The sequence below is a fragment of the Bacillus sp. SYZHCR11 genome (assembly GCF_057196865.1).
The window spans coordinates 18,237-41,613 of the sequence record NZ_JBXUND010000003.1; the positions used below are offsets into that span (position 1 = coordinate 18,237).

Annotated in this window: 24 protein-coding genes and 1 riboswitch; of the genes, 16 read left to right on the top strand and 8 right to left on the bottom strand. The window is 46.4% G+C overall.

What is annotated here, in order from left to right; all coding sequences use genetic code 11:
* Nucleotides 1-23 precede the first annotated feature (23 nt).
* Genes AC2CGA_RS11905 through AC2CGA_RS11915 form a run of 3 tightly spaced genes read right to left on the bottom strand, consistent with a single transcriptional unit; the run spans nucleotide 24 to nucleotide 2,609 of the window.
* Nucleotides 24-836, bottom strand: a complete 813-nt coding sequence (locus AC2CGA_RS11905; protein WP_014418698.1) for an ABC transporter permease — start codon at nucleotides 834-836, stop codon at nucleotides 24-26.
* Entirely contained in the window at nucleotides 811-1,593 is a 783-nt protein-coding gene (locus AC2CGA_RS11910; protein WP_003152246.1) for an ABC transporter ATP-binding protein, read from the bottom strand. Before AC2CGA_RS11910 ends, AC2CGA_RS11905 begins: the two co-directional genes overlap by 26 nt.
* Nucleotides 1,594-1,604: 11 nt before the next feature.
* Nucleotides 1,605-2,609, bottom strand: coding sequence for an ABC transporter substrate-binding protein (locus tag AC2CGA_RS11915; protein WP_079005007.1), 1,005 nt, complete (start codon nucleotides 2,607-2,609; stop codon nucleotides 1,605-1,607).
* Between the two features lie 139 nt (nucleotides 2,610-2,748).
* Here AC2CGA_RS11915 and AC2CGA_RS11920 point away from each other — a divergent pair, with 139 nt between their 5' ends.
* The gene (locus AC2CGA_RS11920) at nucleotides 2,749-3,522 is read left to right on the top strand and encodes an alpha/beta hydrolase family protein (protein ID WP_015387822.1); all 774 of its coding nucleotides are present in this window, start codon (nucleotides 2,749-2,751) and stop codon (nucleotides 3,520-3,522) included.
* Between the two features lie 57 nt (nucleotides 3,523-3,579).
* Nucleotides 3,580-3,822 carry a DUF2584 domain-containing protein gene (locus AC2CGA_RS11925; protein ID WP_003152249.1) on the top strand — a complete coding sequence of 81 codons (243 nt, stop codon included), beginning with the start codon at nucleotides 3,580-3,582 and terminating at the stop codon, nucleotides 3,820-3,822.
* Between the two features lie 42 nt (nucleotides 3,823-3,864).
* On the opposite strand, the gene pckA is transcribed toward AC2CGA_RS11925, so the two are convergent.
* Complete coding sequence (pckA, locus tag AC2CGA_RS11930) at nucleotides 3,865-5,448, bottom strand: phosphoenolpyruvate carboxykinase (ATP) (RefSeq protein WP_024085712.1); 1,584 nt, start codon at nucleotides 5,446-5,448, stop codon at nucleotides 3,865-3,867.
* Between the two features lie 197 nt (nucleotides 5,449-5,645).
* A riboswitch (SAM riboswitch) is annotated at nucleotides 5,646-5,785 on the top strand.
* A gap of 169 nt (nucleotides 5,786-5,954) precedes the next feature.
* On the opposite strand from pckA, the gene metK reads away from it, so the two are divergent.
* The 3 genes from metK to alaP all read left to right on the top strand — a co-directional run bounded on the left by metK (nucleotide 5,955) and on the right by alaP (nucleotide 10,805).
* The gene (gene metK, locus AC2CGA_RS11935; RefSeq protein WP_003152253.1) at nucleotides 5,955-7,157 is read left to right on the top strand and encodes a methionine adenosyltransferase; all 1,203 of its coding nucleotides are present in this window, start codon (nucleotides 5,955-5,957) and stop codon (nucleotides 7,155-7,157) included.
* A gap of 143 nt (nucleotides 7,158-7,300) precedes the next feature.
* Nucleotides 7,301-9,199, top strand: coding sequence for an asparagine synthase (glutamine-hydrolyzing) (gene asnB, locus AC2CGA_RS11940; RefSeq protein ID WP_003152255.1), 1,899 nt, complete (start codon nucleotides 7,301-7,303; stop codon nucleotides 9,197-9,199).
* A gap of 202 nt (nucleotides 9,200-9,401) precedes the next feature.
* Nucleotides 9,402-10,805, top strand: coding sequence for an alanine permease AlaP (gene alaP / locus AC2CGA_RS11945; protein ID WP_139885366.1), 1,404 nt, complete (start codon nucleotides 9,402-9,404; stop codon nucleotides 10,803-10,805).
* Nucleotides 10,806-10,979: 174 nt separating this feature from the next.
* On the opposite strand, the gene AC2CGA_RS11950 is transcribed toward alaP, so the two are convergent.
* A complete protein-coding gene (locus AC2CGA_RS11950) occupies nucleotides 10,980-11,495 on the bottom strand; it encodes a gamma carbonic anhydrase (RefSeq protein ID WP_025853382.1) in 516 nt (171 codons plus the stop codon).
* Between the two features lie 46 nt (nucleotides 11,496-11,541).
* Between AC2CGA_RS11950 and AC2CGA_RS11955 the strand changes: the two genes are divergently transcribed.
* From AC2CGA_RS11955 to AC2CGA_RS11965, 3 genes are all read left to right on the top strand, one after another.
* Nucleotides 11,542-12,321 carry an alpha/beta hydrolase gene (locus AC2CGA_RS11955; protein ID WP_139885365.1) on the top strand — a complete coding sequence of 260 codons (780 nt, stop codon included), beginning with the start codon at nucleotides 11,542-11,544 and terminating at the stop codon, nucleotides 12,319-12,321.
* Nucleotides 12,322-12,341: 20 nt separating this feature from the next.
* On the top strand, nucleotides 12,342-13,421 hold the full coding sequence (locus AC2CGA_RS11960; protein ID WP_003152263.1) for a tetraprenyl-beta-curcumene synthase family protein: 1,080 nt from the start codon (nucleotides 12,342-12,344) through the stop codon (nucleotides 13,419-13,421).
* A 105-nt stretch (nucleotides 13,422-13,526) separates the two neighbouring features.
* Nucleotides 13,527-14,336, top strand: a complete 810-nt coding sequence (locus tag AC2CGA_RS11965; RefSeq protein ID WP_014305625.1) for a glycerophosphodiester phosphodiesterase family protein — start codon at nucleotides 13,527-13,529, stop codon at nucleotides 14,334-14,336.
* Nucleotides 14,337-14,353: 17 nt separating this feature from the next.
* Here AC2CGA_RS11965 and AC2CGA_RS11970 read toward each other — a convergent pair whose 3' ends face one another.
* The 3 genes from AC2CGA_RS11970 to mnmL form a co-directional block, all read right to left on the bottom strand.
* Nucleotides 14,354-14,548, bottom strand: a complete 195-nt coding sequence (locus AC2CGA_RS11970; protein ID WP_003152265.1) for a hypothetical protein — start codon at nucleotides 14,546-14,548, stop codon at nucleotides 14,354-14,356.
* Between the two features lie 122 nt (nucleotides 14,549-14,670).
* Nucleotides 14,671-15,252, bottom strand: a complete 582-nt coding sequence (gene mnmM / locus AC2CGA_RS11975) for a tRNA 5-(aminomethyl)-2-thiouridylate-methyltransferase MnmM (protein ID WP_015387824.1) — start codon at nucleotides 15,250-15,252, stop codon at nucleotides 14,671-14,673.
* Entirely contained in the window at nucleotides 15,249-16,217 is a 969-nt protein-coding gene (gene mnmL / locus AC2CGA_RS11980) for a tRNA modification radical SAM protein MnmL/YtqA (protein WP_003152268.1), read from the bottom strand. The genes mnmM and mnmL overlap by 4 nt, the downstream gene beginning before the upstream one ends.
* Before the next feature lie 237 nt (nucleotides 16,218-16,454).
* Between mnmL and AC2CGA_RS11985 the strand changes: the two genes are divergently transcribed.
* From AC2CGA_RS11985 to AC2CGA_RS12020, 8 genes are all read left to right on the top strand, one after another.
* The gene (locus AC2CGA_RS11985; RefSeq protein ID WP_003152272.1) at nucleotides 16,455-16,727 is read left to right on the top strand and encodes a YtzC family protein; all 273 of its coding nucleotides are present in this window, start codon (nucleotides 16,455-16,457) and stop codon (nucleotides 16,725-16,727) included.
* Between the two features lie 346 nt (nucleotides 16,728-17,073).
* Nucleotides 17,074-17,466, top strand: a complete 393-nt coding sequence (gene ytrA, locus AC2CGA_RS11990; RefSeq protein ID WP_003152275.1) for a GntR family transcriptional regulator YtrA — start codon at nucleotides 17,074-17,076, stop codon at nucleotides 17,464-17,466.
* Nucleotides 17,459-18,337 (top strand): ABC transporter ATP-binding protein, encoded by an 879-nt coding sequence (locus tag AC2CGA_RS11995; protein ID WP_003152276.1) that lies wholly within the window; start codon nucleotides 17,459-17,461, stop codon nucleotides 18,335-18,337. Before ytrA ends, AC2CGA_RS11995 begins: the two co-directional genes overlap by 8 nt.
* Complete coding sequence (locus tag AC2CGA_RS12000; RefSeq protein WP_043867359.1) at nucleotides 18,331-19,311, top strand: ABC-2 transporter permease; 981 nt, start codon at nucleotides 18,331-18,333, stop codon at nucleotides 19,309-19,311. Before AC2CGA_RS11995 ends, AC2CGA_RS12000 begins: the two co-directional genes overlap by 7 nt.
* Before the next feature lie 15 nt (nucleotides 19,312-19,326).
* Nucleotides 19,327-20,313, top strand: a complete 987-nt coding sequence (locus AC2CGA_RS12005) for an ABC transporter permease (protein WP_072588416.1) — start codon at nucleotides 19,327-19,329, stop codon at nucleotides 20,311-20,313.
* A 36-nt stretch (nucleotides 20,314-20,349) separates the two neighbouring features.
* A complete protein-coding gene (locus AC2CGA_RS12010) occupies nucleotides 20,350-21,333 on the top strand; it encodes an ABC transporter permease (RefSeq protein WP_095315544.1) in 984 nt (327 codons plus the stop codon).
* Between the two features lie 15 nt (nucleotides 21,334-21,348).
* Nucleotides 21,349-22,044, top strand: coding sequence for an ABC transporter ATP-binding protein (locus tag AC2CGA_RS12015; protein ID WP_003152281.1), 696 nt, complete (start codon nucleotides 21,349-21,351; stop codon nucleotides 22,042-22,044).
* Nucleotides 22,034-23,344, top strand: a complete 1,311-nt coding sequence (locus AC2CGA_RS12020) for an ABC transporter permease (protein WP_003152283.1) — start codon at nucleotides 22,034-22,036, stop codon at nucleotides 23,342-23,344. The genes AC2CGA_RS12015 and AC2CGA_RS12020 overlap by 11 nt, the downstream gene beginning before the upstream one ends.
* Nucleotides 23,345-23,377 lie beyond the last annotated feature (33 nt).

Sequence of the window (23,377 nt, forward strand, 5' to 3'; positions counted from 1 at the left end):
CGGCGCTTACGCACGGGTCTTTTTTATATTTTTCCTTTCGTCCATTTTCTTTCTAACAGTTCGACTCCCTGATACATCAATGTCGCAAAAATCGCGATGATCAGAAGGCTTAAGAACACAAGAGTGAAATTGAAAACCTGGAATCCGTAAATGATCATGTAGCCCAGACCTTTTTCGGAAACGAGAAACTCGCCGACGATGACACCGACCCAGGATAAACCGACGTTCACTTTAAGCGCGGAAATAATCGCGGGGGCGCATGCCGGCAGAATGACTTCTTTAAACATGATGCTTCTTTTCGCTCCGAATGTTTTCATCACCTTAATATAGTTTTCATCCACTTCCTGAAAAGCCGTAAAGACGACGATTGTCGTGATAATGACACTGATGACTGCTCCCATGGCGACAATGCTTGTGAAATTCGGTCCGAGTGCCACGATGAGAATCGGTCCGAGTGCGACCTTCGGCATCGCGTTTAAAATGACGAGGTACGGGTCTAAAACCCGGGCGAGCCGGTTTGACCACCATAACAGAGCGGCGAGGCATGTGCCGAGAAGTGTGCCGAGCAAAAAGCCGAGAACGGTTTCTCCTAAGGTTACGCCGATGTGCGCCGCAAGGGATCCGTCCGCAATCTTTTCAACTAAAAGCCTGCAAACGGCGGAGGGTGAGCTGAAGATTAACGGATCGATCCAGCCCGCCCTGCTCGATATTTCCCACCCGGCAAAAAATACGATGAAAATGGCGGCCTGATACGCACGGATCCGGAGCTTTTCTTTTTGGTGTCTTTTCTTAAACTGCTGATGAAGCTGTTCAATCGTGCCGCTGCTGTTTTTCAAGGGAATTCAGCTCCTTCCATATGGTTTGAAACAGCGGCTGAAAGGCCGGATCCTGACGCGCGTCAAACGGATCTAAAGCCGCGAGCTCCTTAGGCACGGTGAATATTTGGTGGATGGTGCCCGGCTGATTCGAAAATAAATAGATCGTATCGCTCATGGCGATGGCTTCACCGATATCGTGGGTGACGAGCACGGCGGTTTTTTGAAAATCCTTTAATGTTCTGAAGACAAGGTTTTCCAAAGAAAGCTTCGTTTGAAAGTCCAGCGCGGAAAACGGTTCATCAAGGAGCAGCAGTCCAGGGTCCGGCGCAAGAGTTCTGGCAAGTGCCGCCCGCTGCCGCATTCCGCCTGAGAGCTCTTTCGGATATTTCTTTTCAACGCCGATTAATCCGAGCTTAGGCAGAAGGCTGAGAACTTCAGCTCTTTTTTCTTCTGTTAATGTTTTTGAAATGTGTAAACCGAGCAGCACGTTTTCCTCAATTGATTTCCAAGGAAATAAATAATCCTGCTGAAGCATATAACCGATTTGGTGTTCTTTATGGTTCGGCACGCTTCCTTCGATCAGCACCCGGCCTTGCGCAGGGGTGATAAGGCCGGCCAGAATGGACAGGAGTGTTGTTTTTCCGCATCCGCTCGGCCCGAGAAAGGAGATGAAATCCCCTTTTTCAATCTGAAAATGTATATCTTTCACGGCGGTTGTCTTTTCTTTCAGCGAGAAATAAGTATGTGTTACATGATCCACATGTAAAAAAGACATTCATGTTCCTCCTATTGTTCTGAGGTGACTTTTTTGGCGATTTTTGTGTTGACGAGTTTGCTGTACGGAATGTGTTTCGGGAGCTCTCCGGCTTCATCCATAATAGATTGAAGCAGTTCCCATTCATCCTTTTGCAGAACTGGGTCTGCAGAGAATGACTTTTGTTTTTTATAGCGCTCTATCGATGTTTCGATAATGGCCGGGTCTGTATCGGCAAATTCCTTCTGAATCGTTTTTGCGATGTCTTTAGCCGGATGGCTTTCCACCCATTGCTGGGCGCGATAGATGGCGCGGGTGAATTTTTCCGCCGTCTTTTCATTGTTTTTCAAATAACTTTCTTTTGCCATAAAGGTTGTGTATGGCACTTGGCCGGAAGCTTCTCCGAAGGATGCGACGATATGACCGATGCCCTCTTTTTCAAATTGGGATGCCGTCGGTTCAAACAGCTGCACATAATCACCCGTTCCGGATGCGAATGCGTTGGAAATATTGGCGAAATCAATGTTTTGAACGAGGTTAATGTCTTTTTTCGGCTCTATGTGATTCTTTTTCAGGACGTACTCACCGGCCATTTGGGGCATGCCGCCTTTTCGCTGGCCGAGAAATGTTTTTCCTTTTAAATCGTTCCATTTGAATGATTTCTCATCCTTCCGCGACACGAGAAATGTGCCGTCCGTCTGCGTCAGCTGCGCGAAATTGATGACCGGATCTTTTGCTCCCTGCGCCTCCACGTAAATGGATGTTTCAGAACCGACCAGCGCGATGTCTGACCCGTTTGACAAAAGCGATGTCATCGTTTTGTCTCCGCCCCATGTTGTTTGAAGTGACACTTGGAGCCCTTCTTTTTTAAAGAAATCTTTTGCTTCAGCGACATACAGAGGCGTATAGAAGATGGAGTGTGTGACTTCCGCCACCTTTACCTTCGTCAGACTTTCTTCCTGTCTGCAAGCCGGAAGAATGAGCAGGAAAAAGGCGCATATGACAAAAACGCAGCCCGCTTTGAGCCATTTGTTCACGGTGTAACCTCCTTGTTTTAAGCGTTAAAATAACCTTTTCTGCTTTACATATCGTATGATGGGTATAAAAAATGTGTGAGTGCCCATATTCACGTTGGGAAAGAATAAAAAAACTGATGATCTAAGGAGGCGCATTGTTTTGCTGGTAGAAAAGAAAAGGTTCCCGTCTCCGAGTCCGCATGTCCGCCTCTTTGCGGTATGCTATGAGTCAGAAGGGCTGAAGGTAAAGGGGCTCCTTGCCGAGCCTGCGGCGCCGGGAACATATGACGGTTTTTTATATTTGCGCGGCGGCATAAAAAATGTCGGCATGGTACGCCCCGGGAGAATCGTTCAATTCGCTTCCCAAGGCTTTGTCGTGTTTGCGCCTTATTACAGAGGCAACCAGGGCGGCGAGGGAAATGAAGATTTTGCGGGAGAGGACAGAGAGGACGCGTTTTCCGCTTTCCGCCTGCTTCGGGAGCATCCGAACGTCAGGGAAGGGCGGGTGCATATTTTCGGTTTTTCCCGGGGCGGAATCATGGGGCTTTTGACCGCGATTGAAATGGGGCATCAAGCGGCTTCACTCGTTTCATGGGGCGGTGTGAGCGATATGGTGCTGACTTATGAAGAGCGGAAGGATATGCGGCGGATGATGAAGCGGGTGATCGGCGGCACGCCGAAAAAGGTGCCGGATGAATACAGATGGCGTTCGCCGTTTGAAAAAGCAGACCGCATTCAGACCCCTGTTCTGCTCATCCATGGAGAGAATGATGAAAATGTTTCGATCGAACACGCCCGGATGATCGAGGACAAGCTGAAAGAGGCGGGGAAACCGGTGGAAACTTGGTATTACAGCGGTTTTACGCATTATTTTCCGCCGCAGGAAAACAGACGCATTGTCCGGCGGCTGGCGGAATGGATGAAGACACGGTAAGATGCCTGATTTATGATATGATAATAAAGAATAAGAGAATGAAAGGGGATTTTCATTTTGGGAATGCCTGTTGAATTTAATACCATGATTGTGACAAAAGGCAATGAAAAACGGATAGAGGAAAATATCTTTTTATTGGAGAAAGAGGGCTACCGCGTCTATCCTCTTGATATTCCGATGGACGTGCGCAAAACGAAAACCGGCGAGAAATCCGGCACCGGCGAGGTCCAAAAGCTCGAATGGGCGAACGGCCGGACAAGCATTACATACAGACTCACTTCGCTTCATTCGACAAACTGAAAAAACAAAAGCCGAGGGCATAAACGCCCTTGGCTTTTTTGATTACACGAGAGGTCCGCCGGTTTTGGCAATCGAGTCTGCATGGGAAAACTTTTTAAAGTTTTCTTTAAACTCATTGGCTAAAAACAGCGCTTTTTCGTTGTATGCTTGTTTATCGCTCCATGTGTTTTCAGGCTGAAGAACTTCATCCGGCACGCCCGGAACATGAACGGGACTGTGCAGGCCGAAAATGCTGTCTGCCGTCATGTCAGTCTGGTTCAGTCTGCCGTCAATAGCGGCTTTGACCATCGCTCTTGTATACGAAAGTTTCATCCGTTCTCCGACTCCGTACCCTCCGCCGGTCCAGCCTGTGTTGACCAGGAAGACTTGAACGCCGTGTTCGTCGATTTTATGCCCGAGCATTTCGGCATATACATGCGCCGGAAGCGGAAGGAACGGTGAACCGAAGCACGTCGAGAAAGTCGTTTGCGGAGATGTCACGCCGCGTTCGGTTCCCGCGAGTTTACTGGTGTATCCGCTTAAGAAGTGATACATCGCCTGTTCCTTCGTCAGTTTGCTGATCGGAGGAAGCACGCCGAATGCGTCCGCCGTTAGAAAGACGATCGCCTGCGGATGGCCGGCAATGCTCGGCTGCACGATATTGCCGATCATCTCAATCGGATATGCGGCTCTTGTGTTTTCCGTGTAGAAGGAATTGTCGTAATCCGCTTCACCCGTTTTTTCATCAAGCACGACATTCTCAAGAACAGACCCGAAGCGGATCGCACGAAAAATCTGCGGTTCTTTTTCCTCGCTCAGATTGATACATTTAGCGTAACATCCGCCTTCAATGTTGAAAACGCCGGAATCTGACCAGCCGTGCTCGTCATCTCCGATCAGTTTGCGGTCCGCATCGGCTGAAAGCGTCGTTTTCCCTGTGCCGGAAAGGCCGAAAAACAGGGCGACATCGCCTTTTTCACCGACGTTGGCTGAGCAGTGCATCGGCAGTATATCCTGCTGCGGAAGCAGGAAGTTCATAATGGAGAATATTGATTTTTTCATTTCTCCGGCGTATTCGGTGCCCCCGATTAAAATGACGCGCTTTTCGAAAGAGACAATGATAAATGTTTCCGAATGCGTGCCGTCCGTCTCCGGGTCTGCTTTAAAATGCGGAGCTGAGAGAATGGTGAAAGGCTGCGCTTGCGGGTCTCTTTCATCCGTTTCCGGTCTGATAAACAGCTGGCGCGCGAATAAATTGTGCCACGCAAATTCATTTACGACCGTAATCGGCAGTCTGTATTTTTCATCCGCTCCCGCGAATCCTTCAAACACAAACAGTTCATCCCGCTGTTTTAAGTAGCTGACGACTTTGGCGTACAGCTTTTCAAACGCCTCTTCAGAAATGGGCTGATTCACCGCGCCCCAATCAATTTGATTTTCTGTGCTTTGTTCACGGACGATAAATTTATCTTTAGGTGACCGGCCTGTATATGCGCCGGTAGTGGCGCGTACGGCGCCCGTTGATGTCAGCGTTCCTTCATTACGGCTGATCACTTTTTCGGTAAGTTTTGGAGCCGATAAATTATGATGCACATTCGGACTTGCAAGTAATGCTTGAAGATCTGCGGTTAAATCAACTAATTTCATAAAAACCTTCCTTTGCCGGTTTATTTGTATTTCGCTGAATGTGGAATTAGTATAACATATATCTGAAAATAGTCTATACTATTTACGGTTTTTTGTTTGTGTTTTTCCATTGCTTCCCGAAATAAAGGCGCGCAATCGCTTTAATTCATATTGACACTTTCCGCCCTTTTACGATAAGATATTTCATTGAGCGGATACTCTTATCCCGAGCTGGCGGAGGGACAGGCCCGATGAAGCCCAGCAACCGGTTTCTCTGTAAAAAAGCAGGTGAAAACACTGTGGGAAACCAAGGTGCTAACCTGATGCAAGGTTTAATATTTTCCTTGAGCGATAAGAGTGAAAGGCACACAGACCAAACCCTTTCCTCGAGTGGAAAAGGTTTTTTTATTTCATAAAATATGCCAATTAACATTCTCTGATATAGTATGACATTGTATTAAGAGGGAGCGAGTTCCGTATCATATGAGAAGGTCTTGCAAAAGATCTTTTTTCAGGAGGAAAAGTGAATGAGTAAAAACCGTCGACTATTTACATCTGAATCTGTTACTGAGGGTCATCCGGACAAAATCTGTGACCAAATTTCTGACAGTATCTTAGATGAGATTTTAAAAAATGACCCGAACGCGCGCGTGGCCTGCGAAACATCTGTAACGACAGGACTTGTGCTGGTAAGCGGAGAGATTACTACGTCAACATACGTTGACATTCCGAAAACAGTCCGTGAAACGATTAAAGAAATCGGCTACACACGCGCCAAATACGGATTTGATGCGGAGACTTGCGCTGTTTTAACATCAATTGATGAACAGTCTGCGGATATCGCAATGGGTGTCGATCAGGCACTTGAAGCGCGTGAAGGCACAATGAGCGATGCTGAAATCGAAGCAATCGGAGCGGGAGACCAAGGCCTGATGTTCGGTTATGCGTGTAACGAAACGAAAGAGCTTATGCCGCTTCCGATCTCTTTGGCGCATAAACTAGCCCGCCGTTTGAGCGAAGTCCGCAAAGAAGACATTCTTCCGTACCTTCGCCCTGACGGCAAAACGCAAGTTACCGTTGAATATGATGAAAACAACAAGCCGGTCCGCATCGACGCGATCGTTATTTCAACTCAGCACCACCCGGAAATTACGCTTGAGCAGATTCAGCGCAATCTGAAAGAGCATGTCATTAACCCTGTCGTGCCTGAGGAACTGATCGATGAAGAAACAAAATACTTCATCAACCCTACGGGACGTTTCGTAATCGGCGGGCCTCAAGGTGATGCGGGTCTTACGGGCCGTAAAATCATCGTCGACACATACGGCGGATATGCACGCCACGGCGGCGGCGCATTCTCCGGTAAGGATGCGACGAAGGTAGACCGTTCAGCGGCATACGCTGCGAGATACGTAGCGAAAAACATCGTGGCAGCAGGTCTTGCTGATTCTTGTGAAGTGCAGCTTGCATACGCAATCGGCGTGGCACAGCCTGTTTCTATTTCCATCAATACATTTGATACTGGAAAAGCTTCTGAAGAAAAACTGATCGAAGTCGTACGGAATAACTTCGACCTGAGACCTGCCGGCATTATTAAAATGCTTGACCTGCGCCGCCCGATCTATAAGCAGACAGCTGCTTACGGCCACTTCGGACGTCATGATGTGGATCTTCCTTGGGAGCGTACTGACAAGGCGGATGCGCTTCGCAAAGAAGCACTAGGAGAATAATTTTATAGCCGCTTACTTAAGCGGCTTTCCCTTTTTGTAGATGCTGCCATGCTTATTTTTTACATAGCGTGAAACCAATGGCGTAACAAAGCGTCTATAAAAAGGGGGTCCAATTAGAAAATTACACTTATGGAGGCTATACTATGTGTGGATTTGTCGGTGTTTTTAATAAGCATCCATTAACTCAAACCGCAGATCAAGAAGAGCTAATCAAACAAATGAACCAAATGATCGTTCACCGCGGTCCTGACAGCGATGGGTATTATCATGACGAGCACGTCGGATTCGGCTTCAGACGGCTCAGTATTATTGACGTAGAAAACGGCGGACAGCCTTTATCATATGAAGACGAAAAATATTGGATCATTTTTAACGGCGAAATCTATAACTACATTGAATTGAGAGAAGAGCTTGAAGCGAAAGGCTACACTTTCAATACAGATTCCGATACCGAAGTGCTCCTTGCGACATACCGTCATTATAAAGAAGAAGCCGCTTCAAAGCTTCGCGGAATGTTTGCGTTTTTAATCTGGAACAAAGCTGACCGCGTCATGTACGGCGCGAGAGATCCGTTCGGAATTAAACCGCTGTATTACACAACCATCGGGGACAAAGTATATTTTGCATCTGAAAGAAAGAGTTTAATGGCCGCTCAAAACGGTATTGATCTTGATACAGCTTCTTTACAGCAATATATGTCTTTCCAATTCGTTCCTGAACCGAGCACGCTTGACGCTGAAGTGAAAAAAGTCGAACCGGGCAGCCAGTTTACGATCCGCCCGGAAGGCGACATCGCGTTTAAAACATATTTCAAAGCGAACTTCAAGCCTGTTCAGTCTGATGAAGATAAATTGGTGAAAGAAGTCAGAGACGCAATCTTTGACTCTGTCAAAGTTCACATGAGAAGTGACGTTCCTGTCGGTTCGTTTCTATCCGGCGGTATCGACTCTTCTTTTATCGTTTCAGTTGCGAAAGAATTTCACCCGAGCCTTAAAACATTTTCCGTCGGTTTTGAGCAGCAGGGCTTCAGTGAGGTTGACGTAGCGAAGGAAACGGCTGCCGCGCTCGGTATTGAAAATATCAGCAAAGTCATTTCTCCTGAGGAGTATATGAACGAGCTTCCGAAAATCGTCTGGCACTTTGATGACCCGCTTGCAGATCCGGCGGCGATTCCTTTGTACTTTGTCGCGAAAGAAGCGAAAAAGCATGTAACGGTCGCGTTATCCGGGGAAGGCGCGGACGAGCTGTTCGGCGGGTACAATATCTACCGCGAACCGCTTTCGCTTAAACCGTTTGAACGCATTCCGTCCGGTCTGAAAAAAATGCTTCTTCATGTGGCGTCCGTCATGCCTGAAGGAATGAGAGGGAAAAGCCTCTTAGTCCGCGGCTGCACACCGCTTGAGGAGCGCTATATCGGTAATGCGAAGATTTTTGAAGAGCCCGTGAAAAAACAGCTGCTCAAACATTACAATCCAGAGCTTTCATACCGTGATGTCACGAAGCCGTACTTTACGGAAAGCCGTTCATACAGCGACATTAATAAAATGCAGTATGTTGACATCCATACGTGGATGCGCGGCGACATCCTGTTAAAGGCTGACAAAATGACGATGGCCAACTCATTGGAACTGCGCGTGCCGTTCCTTGATAAAGTCGTGTTTGACGTAGCTTCAAAAATTCCGGATGAATTGAAAACGAAAAACGGCACGACGAAATACCTTCTGCGCAAAGCTGCTGAAGGGGTAGTGCCTGATCATGTGCTTAACCGCAAAAAACTCGGCTTCCCTGTGCCGATCCGCCACTGGCTGAAAAATGAAATGAACGAATGGGTTCGCAACATCATTCGCGAAAGTGAAACAGACGCTTATATTGAAAAGGATTATGTCCTTCAGCTCCTGGAAGATCATTGTGCCGACAGAGCGGACAACAGCCGCAAAATCTGGACCGTGCTGATCTTCATGATCTGGCACAGCATCAATGTCGAAAAAAGACTGGTGCCGGAAGAGCTGAATCATCAGCCGAAAGAAGTCATTTTCGTTTAATCCAAAAGGCTTTCGAGTTATCGAAAGCCTTTTTTCTATTGTTTTTTGTAAACCGTCTATTCCGCTCTGTTTTCGACAAAGTATTACGCAATATTCAGAAAAAGGTTATAATAGGACTAATCGGGTAGATTCCTGAAAAAGTTTTCTGGCTATTTCGTCTCGGTTTGTTGTTTCTTTGTCAAAATCAGGGGGAGGGAGAGTTATGCAAAACAAAGAAAAAACGCTTCACCGCGGCTTGGAAGAGCGGCATATCTCGCTTATGTCGTTGGGCGCCGCGATTGGAGTCGGGCTGTTTCTCGGGTCTGCTTCTGCCATAAAGCTTGCCGGGCCGGGGATTTTAGCCGCTTACGCCTGCAGCGGACTGATTATGTTTTTTATTATGCGGGCATTGGGGGAAATGGCGATTCAAAAGCCTGTAGCCGGTTCATTCAGCCGGTATGCCAGAGATTATATCGGCCCGCTTGCCGGGTTTTTAACAGGCTGGAATTATTGGTTTTTATGGGTCGTTACCTGCATGGCGGAAATCACCGCGGTCGGCATTTATATGGGCTACTGGTTCCCTGACGTGCCGTCATGGATCTGGGCGCTTTGTGCACTCGTCATTATGACGGCTGTCAACTTTCTGGCGGTCAAAGCGTACGGTGAGCTTGAATTCTGGTTTGCGCTCATTAAAGTCTTGGCGATTCTGTCAATGATCGCGATCGGTCTGGTGATGATCGTATTCGGTCTCGGAAATGGAGGCGTTGCGCTCGGAATCAGCAATTTATGGAGCCACGGCGGCTTTTTCCCGAATGGGATTAAAGGGGTGCTGCTGTCGCTTCAGATGGTCATGTTTGCTTATCTCGGGATTGAGCTGATCGGTGTCACAGCCGGTGAGGTCAAAAATCCGGAAAAATCACTGGCGCGGGCCATAGATACTGTTTTTTGGCGCATTCTCATTTTTTACGTCGGAGCTTTGTTTGTCATTATGTCAATTTATCCGTGGCAGGAAATCGGTTCAGGCGGAAGCCCGTTTGTTTTGACATTTGAAAAAATCGGAATACCCGCTGCAGCCGGAATCATTAATTTTGTCGTATTGACGGCGGCTCTTTCTTCCTGCAACAGCGGGATCTTCAGCACGGGGCGTATGCTGTTCAATCTGGCGGAGCAAAATGAAGCACCTAAAGCATACGGTACGGTCACAAAAGGCGGTGTGCCGGGAAAAGCGGTATTGGTTTCAGCGGGTGCGTTATGCATCGGCGTTTTGCTGAACTACGTGGTGCCGGCGAAAGTGTTTACGTGGGTGACGAGCATTGCGACGTTCGGAGCAATTTGGACATGGTCGATTATTTTGCTTTCCCAAATGAAATACCGTAAAAGCTTACAGCCGGAAGAACGGAAAAAACTCAAATATAAAATGCCTTTATACCCCTTTTCCTCATATATCTCGCTGGCATTTCTGGCTTTTGTCGTTGTGCTGATGGCTTTTGATGCAGAGACCAGGGTGGCCGTCATCGTCGGTCCTGTCTGGTTCGGCATATTATTAGCCGCCTATTACGGCAAAGGTTTCCATAAAAGAAAAGACATAGATCTGGAAAACGGACAGACATTCGCCGAAAAAGCGTAAAAAAGAGCCCGCTGAAATGGGCTCTTTTTTCATAGGATCGGGTAAAAGGGGGAAGAATAAAACAAATTCCTGAACATTTTGCTTCTGTTTCCTGACAATCGGGAGAATGCAAATGGTTTTTACTTAAATAATATTTTGAAAAATGGTACAGTAGTAAAACAAAGCTGATCTTTTTTATTTCTCTTGCATTGTTTTATAGTATCGGCCTTTTTCAACATATTCCGTTCTGATTCTTTCCATGTCCCGTATGTCTTCTTCTGTCAGCCGGCGGATAACCTTTGCGGGCCGGCCGAACGCAAGACAGCCGGGAGGAATGGTTTTGCCCGGAGGAACGAGACTTCCGGCGCCGATAAACGCGCCTTCTCCGATTTCCGCCCCGTCAAGAATGACGGAGCCCATACCGATTAAAGCATTCTTTCTGATGATTGCGCTGTGCAGTGTAACCTGATGGCCGATCGTGACGTCATCTTCAATAAGAAGCGGGCGGTTCGGGCTTTGATGCAGACAGCTCAAGTCTTGTATGCTGACTCTTTTTCCGATCCTTGTCGGCGCAACATCCCCCCGGATGACTGCCGAGAACCAGATGCTCGATTGTTCTCCGATCACGACGTCGCCCGTTATGACGGCGTTATCCGCAATGAACGCTTCAGGATGTATGTCCGGCGTAAATTGTTTATAAGGGTAGATTATCATGTCTCATCCTTCTTTCTCTAAATTTATGTAAGAGGTGAACTGCATGTGGACTTGGAAAGCAGACAGGCCCGTCGGTACCATTGTCATTATCCACGGGGCGAGCGAATACCACGGGCGTTATAAATGGCTCGTTGAAATGTGGAGATCTTCCGGATATAACGTGGTGATGGGCGATTTGCCCGGTCAGGGAACGTCGACCCGCGCCAGAGGGCATATTCGCTCTTTCCAAGAATACATTGATGAAGTAGATATATGGATTGATAAAGCGAGAACGCTTGAAGCGCCCGTTTTCCTTTTGGGCCACAGCATGGGCGGACTGATTGCGATAGAATGGTTTAAGCAGCAGAGAAATCCCCGCATTACGGCACTCATTTTATCATCACCTTGTCTGGGTCTGCAAATAAAAGTCAATAAAGTCCTTGATTTTGCGTCTAAAGGACTGAACGTCCTCGCTCCGTCCCTCAGAGTGGATTCCGGCTTATCACCTGATATGGCAACGAGGAATGCGGATATGATTGAAGCGGATCAAAACGATTCTTTATATGTCACGAAGGTATCCGTAAGATGGTACAGAGAGCTTTTAAAAACCATTGATGCCGCTATGGTGCCGACTGATGCGTTTTTAAAGGTGCCGCTTTTGCTTATGCAGGGCGGTGATGACAAAATCGTCGATAAAATGAAGGTCCGCAAATGGTTTTCCGGTTTGGCTTCCCATAATAAATCGTACCGGGAATGGGAAGGGCTTTATCATGAAATTTTTAATGAACCGGAAAGAGAAACTGTGTTTAAGGCGGCAAAAGCCTTTACAGATCAGTATATTTGAATTCGCTGGGGGTGCATATGTTGACAGTACCGGAACATCCTTTTAACCTTATGGCAAAAGTGTATCGGGAAATTTTTCCGCTCGTTCATCAGGAATTGAACATGTGGCGGGAAAAATCAGATTCCATTAAAAATACCGAACTGCGGCAGCAGGCGGCCGCAAGTATCCGCGATAAGTCGTTTCATTGTGAAGGAGGCGGCATTTTAGCCCTGCTTTCGGGAGAGCAGAAACAGAAATGCGTGCAATTTATCATCGCGTATCAGACAATCAGTGATTATCTGGACAATCTGTGCGACCGCAGCACCTCGCTTGATCCGGAGGACTTCCGCATGCTTCATCTTTCCATGCGTGACGCGCTGACGGTCGGTGCCGAGGTGCGGCCGTACTATCAGTACAGAGAGGAGCGGGATGACGGCGGTTATCTTCATGAACTGGTCAGAACATGCCAGCGGGTGCTCGGGTCAATAGAACATTACGGTATCATTAAACCTTATTTGCTTGAACTGTGTGATTATTATTGCGATCTTCAGGTTCATAAGCATGTCGTTGAGCATGAACGGGTTCCGAGGCTTAAAGCCTGGTTTGAGCAGTACAGGTCGCAGCTTCCGGAAATGGAGTGGTTTGAATTCTCGGCCTGCGCCGGATCGACGTTAGGCATTTTCTGTCTCGTTGCTTACTCATTCCAGCCTGATTTTAACGAACATACCGCTGAGAAAATCCGCAGCAGTTATTTTCCGTACATACAAGGCCTGCATATACTGCTTGATTATTTAATTGACCAGGAAGAAGATCTGCTTGAAGGCGATCTGAATTTCTGTACGTATTATCAGTCTCATGAAGAAATGATGCAGAGACTGCAGCATTTTATTGAAAAAGCGGATGAACATTTGCAAGGCATTCCGCATGAAAATTTTCACCGGCTGATCAACAGGGGGCTGCTCGGCGTCTATTTATCCGATGACAAAGTCGCCGGCCAAAAAGAAATGGGCCGCCTCGCCCGAAAGCTGATCAGGGCAAGCGGAAAAACGTCATTTTTCTTTTATATCAACGGAAGAGCCTACCGCAAATTTCAGAAGATGGCTTGGACGAAAAGTTCGTAATGGGTGAACTGCGCCTCTCGTGTACATCATGACGGCGCAGTTTTTTATTTATGATGTGAAGAATGAAACATTGTGTGCGCCTGCAGAATATGATACTTTAATTTTATGAAAAAATTAAAGTATTTAGCGGTCATAGCATTACTTTCCATTTCCGGAGGCTGCTCCGTCACCCATGCTTCCGCCGGCTATCATCCTGTCTTGATAGCGCACAGGGGCTCTTCTGCGATTGAGCCGGAACATACCGCTTTGTCTTATGCACGTGCGATTAAAGACAAAGCAGATTATATTGAGATAGACTTACGGGAGACGAAGGACGGCCGTCTGATTGCAATTCACGATAAAACGGTAGATCGGACAACAGATGGTAAAGGGATGACAGATGATCTGTCTTTGGCTCAGATTAAGAAACTGAATGCGGGAAAAGGAGAAAAGATTTTAACATTAGAAGAAATCATACAGAAATTCGGACAAACTGCCAATTACTATATTGAGACAAGAGAAAGCAACGGCAGCCTGGTGATGGAAAAGAAACTGATTGACATATTACAAAAACATAAGCTGATTTCCAGCCATAAAGCAGTCATTGAGTCTTTTAGCGGGAAGAGCTTAAAGAAAGTTCGTTCTATGAATAAAAAAGTTCCTCTTGTTCGATTATTAAAAGATAACGAGGCTGAGGAGATAAATGATAAGCAGCTGCAAACCATCAGAACGTATGCTGATACAGTCGGGATCAACGCCAAATTGGCAAATGAAGCAGTCGTGAAGCGCATTCATCACAATAAGATGAAAGTGCACGTGTTTTTTGATAAGGAAGACGAGCATACGCTGACGCCTATTATGCTGAAACAAAAAGCAGATGGTGTCTTTACGAACAATCCCGCTTATACACGCAGCGTGCTGCAAAACAGTAAATAAAAAGAGACATGCGCATTTTACGCTGTCTCTTTTTTTAACGGTTTCTTTTTTGCCGCAAGGTGCATTGCGAATTTGCCGATCAGCCCGATGACAAAAAATGCAGCAAACCACCAGTAATAGGTTTTCGCGAACTCAAATCCTAAATGTCTTGATAAAATGATGACAAACATTACATAGGGAACACTTGAAAATATGATGCGAAGAATATTCAAACTGCCGCTCCTCCCAGATGTTACACTTAAAAGATGAACTTTTTTCCATTATTTCATAGTAATTGATTTTTCTTGAAAAGTAAATACAAAAAGAATCGGCCCGCTTATGACAGGCCGATTCTTTATTTTCCGGCAGATTTCTTTTCAATCGCTATAATAAACGGCGGGTCGTTTCGCTGGTTGAGAAAGCCGTAGCTCAGCACGCGGGCTTTTTCCTGATCAAGATTGCTGCAGTATTCCAGTAATGCACTTTTTTCCGTCTTGCCTTCAGGATGCCCGTGGTACACAACGAGAACGATCAGCCCGTTCTCCTTCAGCAGTTCAAGGAGCTGTTCGATCGCGGAAATGGTTGAGCGGCCGTTTGTCGTAATGCTTTTATCGCCGCCTGGCAGATAGCCGAGATTAAAGACGGCGCAAGCCACACGACCGTGCGCATCTTCAGGCAGCGATGCCTTTATTTGATCATGGCTTTTATGGTGAAGCGTGACGCGCGGGCCGAAGTCGGCACCGAGCCGCTCCTTCGTTTTAGCGAGTGCGTCCGCTTGAATATCAAAGGCATGGACATGTCCTGTCTCACCGACAAGGCCGGCCAGAAAATATGTATCATGTCCGTTGCCCATCGTCGCGTCAACCGTGATATCACCTTCCTGTGCGGCGGACTTCAGCAATTCTTTACTGAAAGGGAGGATGTGCATCAAGGTCATAGGGCGGTCTCCTCCCCGGTCTTTCTGAAGAGCTTTCCTTGATAGCTTCCCCGTGTTTCCAGCTCTTTTTGAATGGCGCCCAGTACTTCCCACTTATTGACGCTCCACATCGGCCCGACCATTAATTCGATCGGCCCGTCTCCCGTAATGCGGTGAACGATCATTTCCGGGGGAATGATTTCGAGCTGATCACATACAAGACTTACATATTCTTCTTGAGAAAGGAACTCCAGCTTTCCTTTTTCATATTGCTTCACCATCGGTGTGCCTTTTAATAAGTGAAGCAGGTGAATTTTAATGCCTTGCACATCCAAATCAGCGACGGCTTTGGCCGTCTCCATCATCATGTCCCTGTTTTCAAGCGGAAGCCCGTTAATGATATGGGAACAAACGCGGATGCCGTGTTTTCTCAGTTTATTGACACCCTCAACATAGCAGTCAAAATCATGGGCGCGGTTGATCAGGAGTGCGGTCCGTTCATGCACGGTCTGCAGCCCGAGTTCAACCCACAAATAGGTCCGCTCATTCAGTTCTGCCAAATATTCCACGACATCGTCCGGCAGGCAGTCCGGACGGGTGGCGATAGACATGCCGACAACGCCGTCAAGCTTGAGGACGGATTCAAATTTTTCACGCAGCTCCTCTACCGGGGCATGCGTATTCGTGAACGCCTGGAAATATGCGATATATTTGCCGTCTTTCCACTTTTCGTGCATACGGTTTTTGATATCGTGAAATTGCGTGAGTAAGTCATCGGCCCGGTTGCCGGCAAAATCGCCGGAGCCCGCCGCGCTGCAGAATGTGCAGCCGCCGTGTGCAACCGTGCCGTCCCGATTCGGGCAGTCAAAACCGCCGTCAAGCGCGACTTTAAACACTTTATGCCCGAAATGCTCCCGCAGATGATAATTTAATGTATGGTACCGTTTTTCCGTATTTGAATAAGGAAAAGGGTTATTCTCGTTCAATGTTCAAAAAGCCTCCCTCACATCAGATGCATCCTAAAATTGTAGCATGAATGATGGGGGTTCACAATCTGAAAACAGGATGGGGCTTTCTTTTGTTTATTATGACTCCAGGCAGGATTCTCATTCTTTTAGCTAAAACGCGGAAAATTTGGTTCTCTTTCCTGCAACCTTCGGGTGTTATTATTTTTGGTCCGCTCAAACTAAGTTTGATTTCCCATTCACTGAGGAGGGGTTTCGTTGGCAACAAGACAATCAGTAGATGAACATCTCCAAAGAAGCGAACAGGCGTATGAATTTGCGAATGAGCAATTTATGACCGCTTCAAAACAAGAGCATTATAATGATAATGAGTACAGTGAAGCGCAAATGATGCTTGAAAACGCGGTGAATGAATTAAACAAGCTGTCATTATCTGCGAATGATCAGCAAAGAGAGCAGCTTTACCGAATGAGATTGCAGCTGCAGACCTTGCAAAACAACATGATTTTGCAGCGTAATTTTGATTACTGACCGCGCCGTTTCAAATGGTTCAGCAAACCTGCCGGAATCCCGGCGGGTTTTTTTGTATTTCTTTTAAAAAAGAATTGACAATAGGCCTGAGTGTGTTTATTGTATTACGTGTACTACTTGATGTAATACACATAAAACACTCAAAAAATGAATCGACATATAAATGTTAAGCATAGGGAAGGGGAACTTTCATGAAAAACAAAAGATCCGTAAAACAAGATGTGCCTCTTATTATCGCCGCTTCGGTTTTAGCCAGCAGTCTGTTTGTCGTTCTTGTCGTCATCGGTTTTCAATGGCAGAACATTTAAAGAAAGAGAGCAGCTCGTAAAAGAAAGAAGGGAAGTAAATGATTCAAATCGATCCGAGAAGCTCAACTCCGATTTATGAGCAGATCATACAGCAATTGAAAGAGCTTTGTTTAAAAGGGATCATGAAGCCGGGGGATAAACTTCCTTCTGTCAGGGAATTGGCAACGATCATTATCGCCAATCCGAACACAGTCAGCAAAGCGTACAAGGAGCTCGAACGCGATGGTGTCATTGAAACGCTGAGGGGAAGAGGAACGTATATATCGGAGAATGCAAAAACGACATTGGTTGAAGGGAAGATGACGATGATAAAAGAGCAATTGAAACAGCTCATCATCGATGCCCATTACGCGGGAGTTGAGCTGGAGAAGCTGCAGGAATGGATAAAGGAAATCAGCGCTGATGTGAAAGGAGGAAAGGATCATGATTGAATTGCGGAATCTCTCAAAAACGATAGACGGTAAAGAAGTGCTCAAGGATATTTCGCTCACCATCGGAAAAGGGGAAATCTTCGGACTGCTCGGGCGGAACGGATCAGGGAAAACAACACTGCTCCGGCTCATTCAGCAGATTCTGCTTCCGGATCAAGGGACGGTTTTATTTAATCAGGTGGAAATAAAGCGTCATCCGAAAGTCAAACAGAACATTATTTATATGCCTGTTGAAAATCCTTTTTATGACAAGTATACATATAAACAGCTTGTTGCGATTGTAAGCAGAATCTATCCGAATTTTGATGTGACTTACGCCAATGAGCTGATGAACAGGTACGGCATTCCGGAAACGAAGAAATACCGTGAATTATCCACAGGCCTGAAAAAACAGCTTGCGCTCGTCCTTGCCTTTGCTTCACGCCCGGCTCTTATCCTTTTGGATGAACCGACGGACGGAATTGACGCCGTAACGCGTCATGACGTGCTGCAGCTTATGGTGGATGAAGTAGCTGAACGGGAAACGAGCATTCTGATTACCTCACACCGTTTAGAAGATATTGAGCGAATGTGCAACCGGATCGGGTTTTTGGAAGGAAATCAGCTGACGAATGTGATGGACTTGGATGATATGAAGGAAGAGTACATGAAAATCCAAATGGCATTTGAAGAGGACGTCGCCTTGAAGATCAGAGAACAAAATATACCGATTCTCGACCATGCCGGTGTGTTTTATACGGTGCTGATTCAAAAGAACGATGAGAAGAAAAAGAACTTTCTGCAAGAGCTGCAGCCGAAAGTATGGAACGAACTTCCTGTGAACTTAGAAGAAGTTTTCATCGCGAAGTTTGGAGGGAACCGGAGATGGTAGACAGGGGATTGCTGTACAGGGAATGGGTGCAGAATCGAACTGTTCTTGTGATGGTCGGCATTTTTTTAGCGGCGGTCAATCCATTTGAAGTGTTAAATACCTATCTGGTTTATCAAGGCTGTCTGGACACCCACGAAGCATATTGTAAGTTTTATGTGAATTCTTTGGATAGCGGAATGCTGAACTTAAACTGGGCGCCCGCTGTGATTTTGGCGGTTTGCTTATTCGGACTGGAACGTACGAAAGGAACGATTGATGCGCTTTTCAGTCTGCCTTATTCCCGCGCTCAGGTGTTTCACACTAAATTTTGGCTCGGAGCGGCGGTCATTACCGGCGCTCAGGTGATCGGCTACGGGCTGGCTGAGCTGCTCATTCTTCTGTTAAAGCCTGAGCGCGTATATTTCTTCCACCATTACAGCGTCGGAGAGATTATTGTGAGTGTTTTGGCTTTTACATTGGTCGCGAGCGCAGGCTGCTTAACGGGGAATACGTTCGCCCAGCTGTTAACGGCGTTTGCCGTGTCGATAGCGCCTTACCTGATTATTACGTTGCCGCTGACAAATGCGGAAGTTATCTTCAGGGTCGGCATGCATGAGCTGATGCCATCAGTCAATGCTTACCTAAACGATTCGTTTCAATATCTGATTCCGATCATGTATGTTAATACGGACTGGGTATCTGCCAGCAAGTATATATTAATCATTCCGGCAGTGATGAGCATTGTATTTTATGCCATCGGGTACTTTTGCTATGTCAGGCAGCCGGTGGAACGGAACGGCCGTTTTTTTCTTTGGAGACAGCTTGACCGGCCCATTCAGATTGTGGTGATCATCATCGCCGTTCTCGGTTTTGGCCTGGCGGGGTACTCGACGGGACATACGATGACAGGGTATGTGGCCGGGATGCTGGTCGGAGGAGCGATCGGATTTTTGGTCAGTTATTTTGTGATTTATAAAAAAACGAAGCATGTGTAAGAGAGGAGGACCGGAATGATACCGCGGGGATTGTTGTACACAGAATGGAAAAAAAATCAGTGGTTGTTTTTATGCAGCGGCATTCTTTTAATGGCGGCAAACCCTTTTATGGTTTATAACAACTACTCAACATATCAAGAATGTTTGAATAACCCAGCTCTTCAAGATTGTGAATTCGTTGTCAATTATACGAATGGGTCGCCTCTTTCCTTCAGCTGGGTTGTGAGTGTCATCATTGCTGTCTTCTTATTAGGCTTGGAACGGACAAAGGGAACGATGGATGCTTTGTTAAGCATGCCTTACAGCAGAGGCCAAATCTTTCAGACGAAATTCTGGCTCGGCGGGGCAGTCATTGTTGTTCCTCAGGCGATAGGCTATGGAGCGGCGTCATTGCTGATATCTTTGTTGAAACCGAGCCATACGTACGATTTTGATCATTTTTCAATCGGAATGATTGTCATCAGCTTTATGGCTTACGCCTTGTTAATGGCATCCGGCGCATTAACGGGACATATATTCGCCCAGCTGTTAACGGCGTTTACAGTAACGGTTCTGCCCTTTTTACTCATCGGTCTGCCGGCCGCGAATTTGGAGGTCGTTTTCGATTTTAGTGTCGGAGATCAATTTTCTTTTATCAGCAGTTATATCGAATACCGTCTTTTTATATTTATAACCCCTATTGGATATGTGTTTAACGACTGGATCAGAGAAAGAGATTTGATTTTAATCATTCCGATTGTGATGAGCCTTGTCTTTTATCTGATCGGTTACGTCAGCTTTCTGAAACATCCGAATGAACGGAACGGCAGATTCTTTCTTTGGAGAAAATTGGACCGGCCGGTGCAGATCTTGGTGATTGCCTTTGCCGTTATGGGTTTCGGCGTTTTCGGATATGGGGTCACAGACACGATGTTCGGCTATTTAGCCGGCATTATCTTCGGCGCGGTTATCGGATTTTTCATCAGTTATTTTACGGTTTACAGGAAGTCAAAGCATATGTAGATCTGTTTGAGAATGAACAGTTTGGAGGAAAGCAAGGTGCCGATTAGCGGTTTGCTTTATAAAGAATGGAAGCAGCGGCAGACGCTGCTGCTGCTTACAGCGGGGTTCTTATCTATCTTAGGCCCTTTGGCAATTATAAATGAGTATTTTCACTATAAGGATTGTTTACGTGCACTTCAGCTGTACCCGGGGTCAGTTTGTACATTCAGCATCGATTACATCAATTATCGGAATTTGATTGGGCTTCATTTCATTCCGCCGGTTGTTATGGGGCTTTTTCTGATAAGAGCAGGCCGGGCTGAAAGGATGTTTACACTGAGTCTTCCGTATTCGAGAAGCCGGATATTTCATACGAAGTTTTTCTTGGGAGCAGCCGTGTTAGCCGGCTCACAGTTTGTTTCTTACGGAGTATCCGACATATTGTTCCTAGCGCTTAAACCTGACGCTGTCCATCATTTTCAATCATTCAGCGCAGGGATGCTGGTCATCAGCTTGATGATTTACGCATTAGTGACAGCTGCCGGCACGATAACGGGCAATTTAGCGGCGCAGCTGATCACAGCGTTCACGGTTTCCGTCTTTCCGATCGTGGTTATGACGATTTACCTGTTAAACGCTGAGTTCCTTTTTGGCAGGCAGGCTGTGCCGGATATTGATTTCCCTTGGAGCGGGTTTCTGATCTATTTCATGCCTGCCGCTTACATCCATACATCATGGATGTATTACATGAAACACGCATTGTTCATCTCCGCATTTATGGGATTTTGTTTCTATCTATTCGGCTATGTGAATTTCCTGAAAATGCCGAATGAACGAAGCGGACATTTTATCCTGAGCAAACACATTGAACGCATCATTCAAGTGCTCGTCATGTCGCTCAGTATGCTGGGAAGTGCGGGGGTATGCGGATATGCTTATAACCGTTCGTATACCGGCTACATATTCGGCATGCTCATCGGTGCGGTTATCGGGTTTTTCATTAATTATTACTTCATCTATAAAAAAACGAAACAGATATAAGGGGGAGTGGTGTACGTGATAGAGGTACAGCATATCGATCATTCATTTAAAATCGGCAGGAAAGGCAGAGAGAGTGAGGTTCCGGTACTGAAGGATGTCTCTTTGACCGTTGAAAAAGGGGAAATTGCCTGTATCGTCGGGCGGAGCGGTTCCGGAAAATCAACGCTTCTGAATTTAATTTCGGGATACATAGCGCCGACAAAGGGTCGTATCGTCATTAACGGCACTGATGTGACGGGTTTCAATGAAAAAGAGTGGGCGCAGTTCCGCCTCGGGCATTTCGGCTTTATTTTTCAAAGCTTTCAGCTCATTCCGAGTCTGACAACCTATGAAAATGTTGAAATGCCGCTTGCCTTAAAAGGCGTCAAACCGTCTGAACGCAAGCAGAAAGTCGCAGATATGCTGAAACGGGTCGGACTTGAGAATCATGCGAATCATTATCCGAATGAGCTGTCAGGCGGCCAGCAGCAGCGTGTCAGTATCGCAAGAGCCCTCATTTTAAATCCGTCAATTATTTTAGCCGATGAGCCGACGGGAAGCCTCGATTCAGAAACGGAACTTGAGGTGCTTGCATTAATTCAGCAGCTGAACCGGGAGCGCGGGATTACATTTGTCATCATTACGCATGACGATGAAGTCGCTTCGATCGCGCATTCAAAATTCCAGCTGCATGACGGTGTATTAAAAGGGGGCGTTACTGTTGAGATTTAAGGATCAGATTCACTTTATCAGAAGAAATATGAAGAAAAACCGGCTGCGTGTTTTCATGACGGTGCTGGCGACGACAATGGCGTGCGCGTTTTTAGTGGTGCTGGCTTCCGTCGGATTCGGCATCCAAAAAACGATTACAGACATTACGATGAGCCAGCAGATTGTTACGGAAATCAATGTGCTCGGCCAAGAGAACGGAAAAGCCGTGAAGAAATCAGACTTGGAAAAGTATAAAAATGTCAAGTCTGTCGTTGAGAGAACACAAGTGTATGAACCGAACAAAGCGTCATTGGGAAACCGAACAAATGAAGATTCAGCCATTGTGCTGACAAACATGAAAGATGAAGTCAAAGCCAATATGGAGCTTGATCAGGGAAGAGTCGCCCGTACAGAGAATGAAATCGTGGTCGGCTATGATTTTGCGAAGAACCTATTGACGAAAAAAGAGGCTGACGCTTACGACAAAGAGTTAAAGGATCACCAAGGCGACATGTCGGAGGTGAAAAAACCAAAAGGCTATACGAAAGACCTGCTTAATAAAACGATACAGCTGAGCATCTCCAAAACAAACAAAGACGGAGACGTTGAAAAAACGAAAACGTACGACTTCAAAGTAGTCGGAATTACAAAAAAACCGTCCCAAGATTGGATGGAGGATACAAATATTTTTGTGAGTGATCAATTCAAGAAAGACTTCTCGACATTCTTGGATCTGAAGAATGGAAATGCGGAAAAAAGCATCAATGTGTATGCGGACAAATTCGATCATGTCGATCAGCTTACCCATGACCTCACGGATGACGGCTTTTATGTCAGATCTGTCACAACCGAGCTGAAGGGCGTCAACACCTTTTTCCTCGTCTTTAAAATCGGCCTGATCTTTGTCGGCTTTATCGCCGTCGTGATTTCAGCCATCGGTATTTTCAATACGATGACGATGGCGGTGACGGAACGAACGCAGGAAATCGGGATTATGAAAGCGATCGGCGCAAGCCCGTCCATCATCCGCAGAATGTTCCTGATGGAAAGCGCCTATATCGGGATATTAGGTTCTGTCATCGGGATTATCATTTCTTACGGAGTGAGTTTTGCCGTCAATCTGGCTGTGCCGGTTATCTTGAAAGCGGTAGGGGGAAATACCGGAGCTGAAGATCTTCATTATACCTTCTCCTACATCCCGCTCAGCCTCGTTGTGATCGCAGTTGTCATTTGTGCGGGGGTCGCGGTGATTTCCGGTATGAATCCGGCCCGCAAAGCGACAAAAACCAACGTTCTGACCGCATTAAGAAGAGAACTGTAAAGGAAAAAAGCCGGCTGGACATCAGCCGGTTTT

Bases quoted from the DNA above. Each gene is read 5' to 3' on its own strand.
- AC2CGA_RS11910 (WP_003152246.1), bottom strand. From the start codon at position 1,593: ATGTCTTTTTTACATGTGGATCATGTAACACATACTTATTTCTCGCTG.
- pckA (WP_024085712.1), bottom strand. From the start codon at position 5,448: ATGAAATTAGTTGATTTAACCGCAGATCTTCAAGCATTACTTGCAAGT.
- metK (WP_003152253.1), top strand. From the start codon at position 5,955: ATGAGTAAAAACCGTCGACTATTTACATCTGAATCTGTTACTGAGGGT.
- asnB (WP_003152255.1), top strand. From the start codon at position 7,301: ATGTGTGGATTTGTCGGTGTTTTTAATAAGCATCCATTAACTCAAACC.
- alaP (WP_139885366.1), top strand. From the start codon at position 9,402: ATGCAAAACAAAGAAAAAACGCTTCACCGCGGCTTGGAAGAGCGGCAT.
- AC2CGA_RS11955 (WP_139885365.1), top strand. From the start codon at position 11,542: ATGTGGACTTGGAAAGCAGACAGGCCCGTCGGTACCATTGTCATTATC.
- AC2CGA_RS11965 (WP_014305625.1), top strand. From the start codon at position 13,527: ATGAAAAAATTAAAGTATTTAGCGGTCATAGCATTACTTTCCATTTCC.
- mnmM (WP_015387824.1), bottom strand. From the start codon at position 15,252: ATGACCTTGATGCACATCCTCCCTTTCAGTAAAGAATTGCTGAAGTCC.
- ytrA (WP_003152275.1), top strand. From the start codon at position 17,074: ATGATTCAAATCGATCCGAGAAGCTCAACTCCGATTTATGAGCAGATC.
- AC2CGA_RS11995 (WP_003152276.1), top strand. From the start codon at position 17,459: ATGATTGAATTGCGGAATCTCTCAAAAACGATAGACGGTAAAGAAGTG.
- AC2CGA_RS12000 (WP_043867359.1), top strand. From the start codon at position 18,331: ATGGTAGACAGGGGATTGCTGTACAGGGAATGGGTGCAGAATCGAACT.
- AC2CGA_RS12005 (WP_072588416.1), top strand. From the start codon at position 19,327: ATGATACCGCGGGGATTGTTGTACACAGAATGGAAAAAAAATCAGTGG.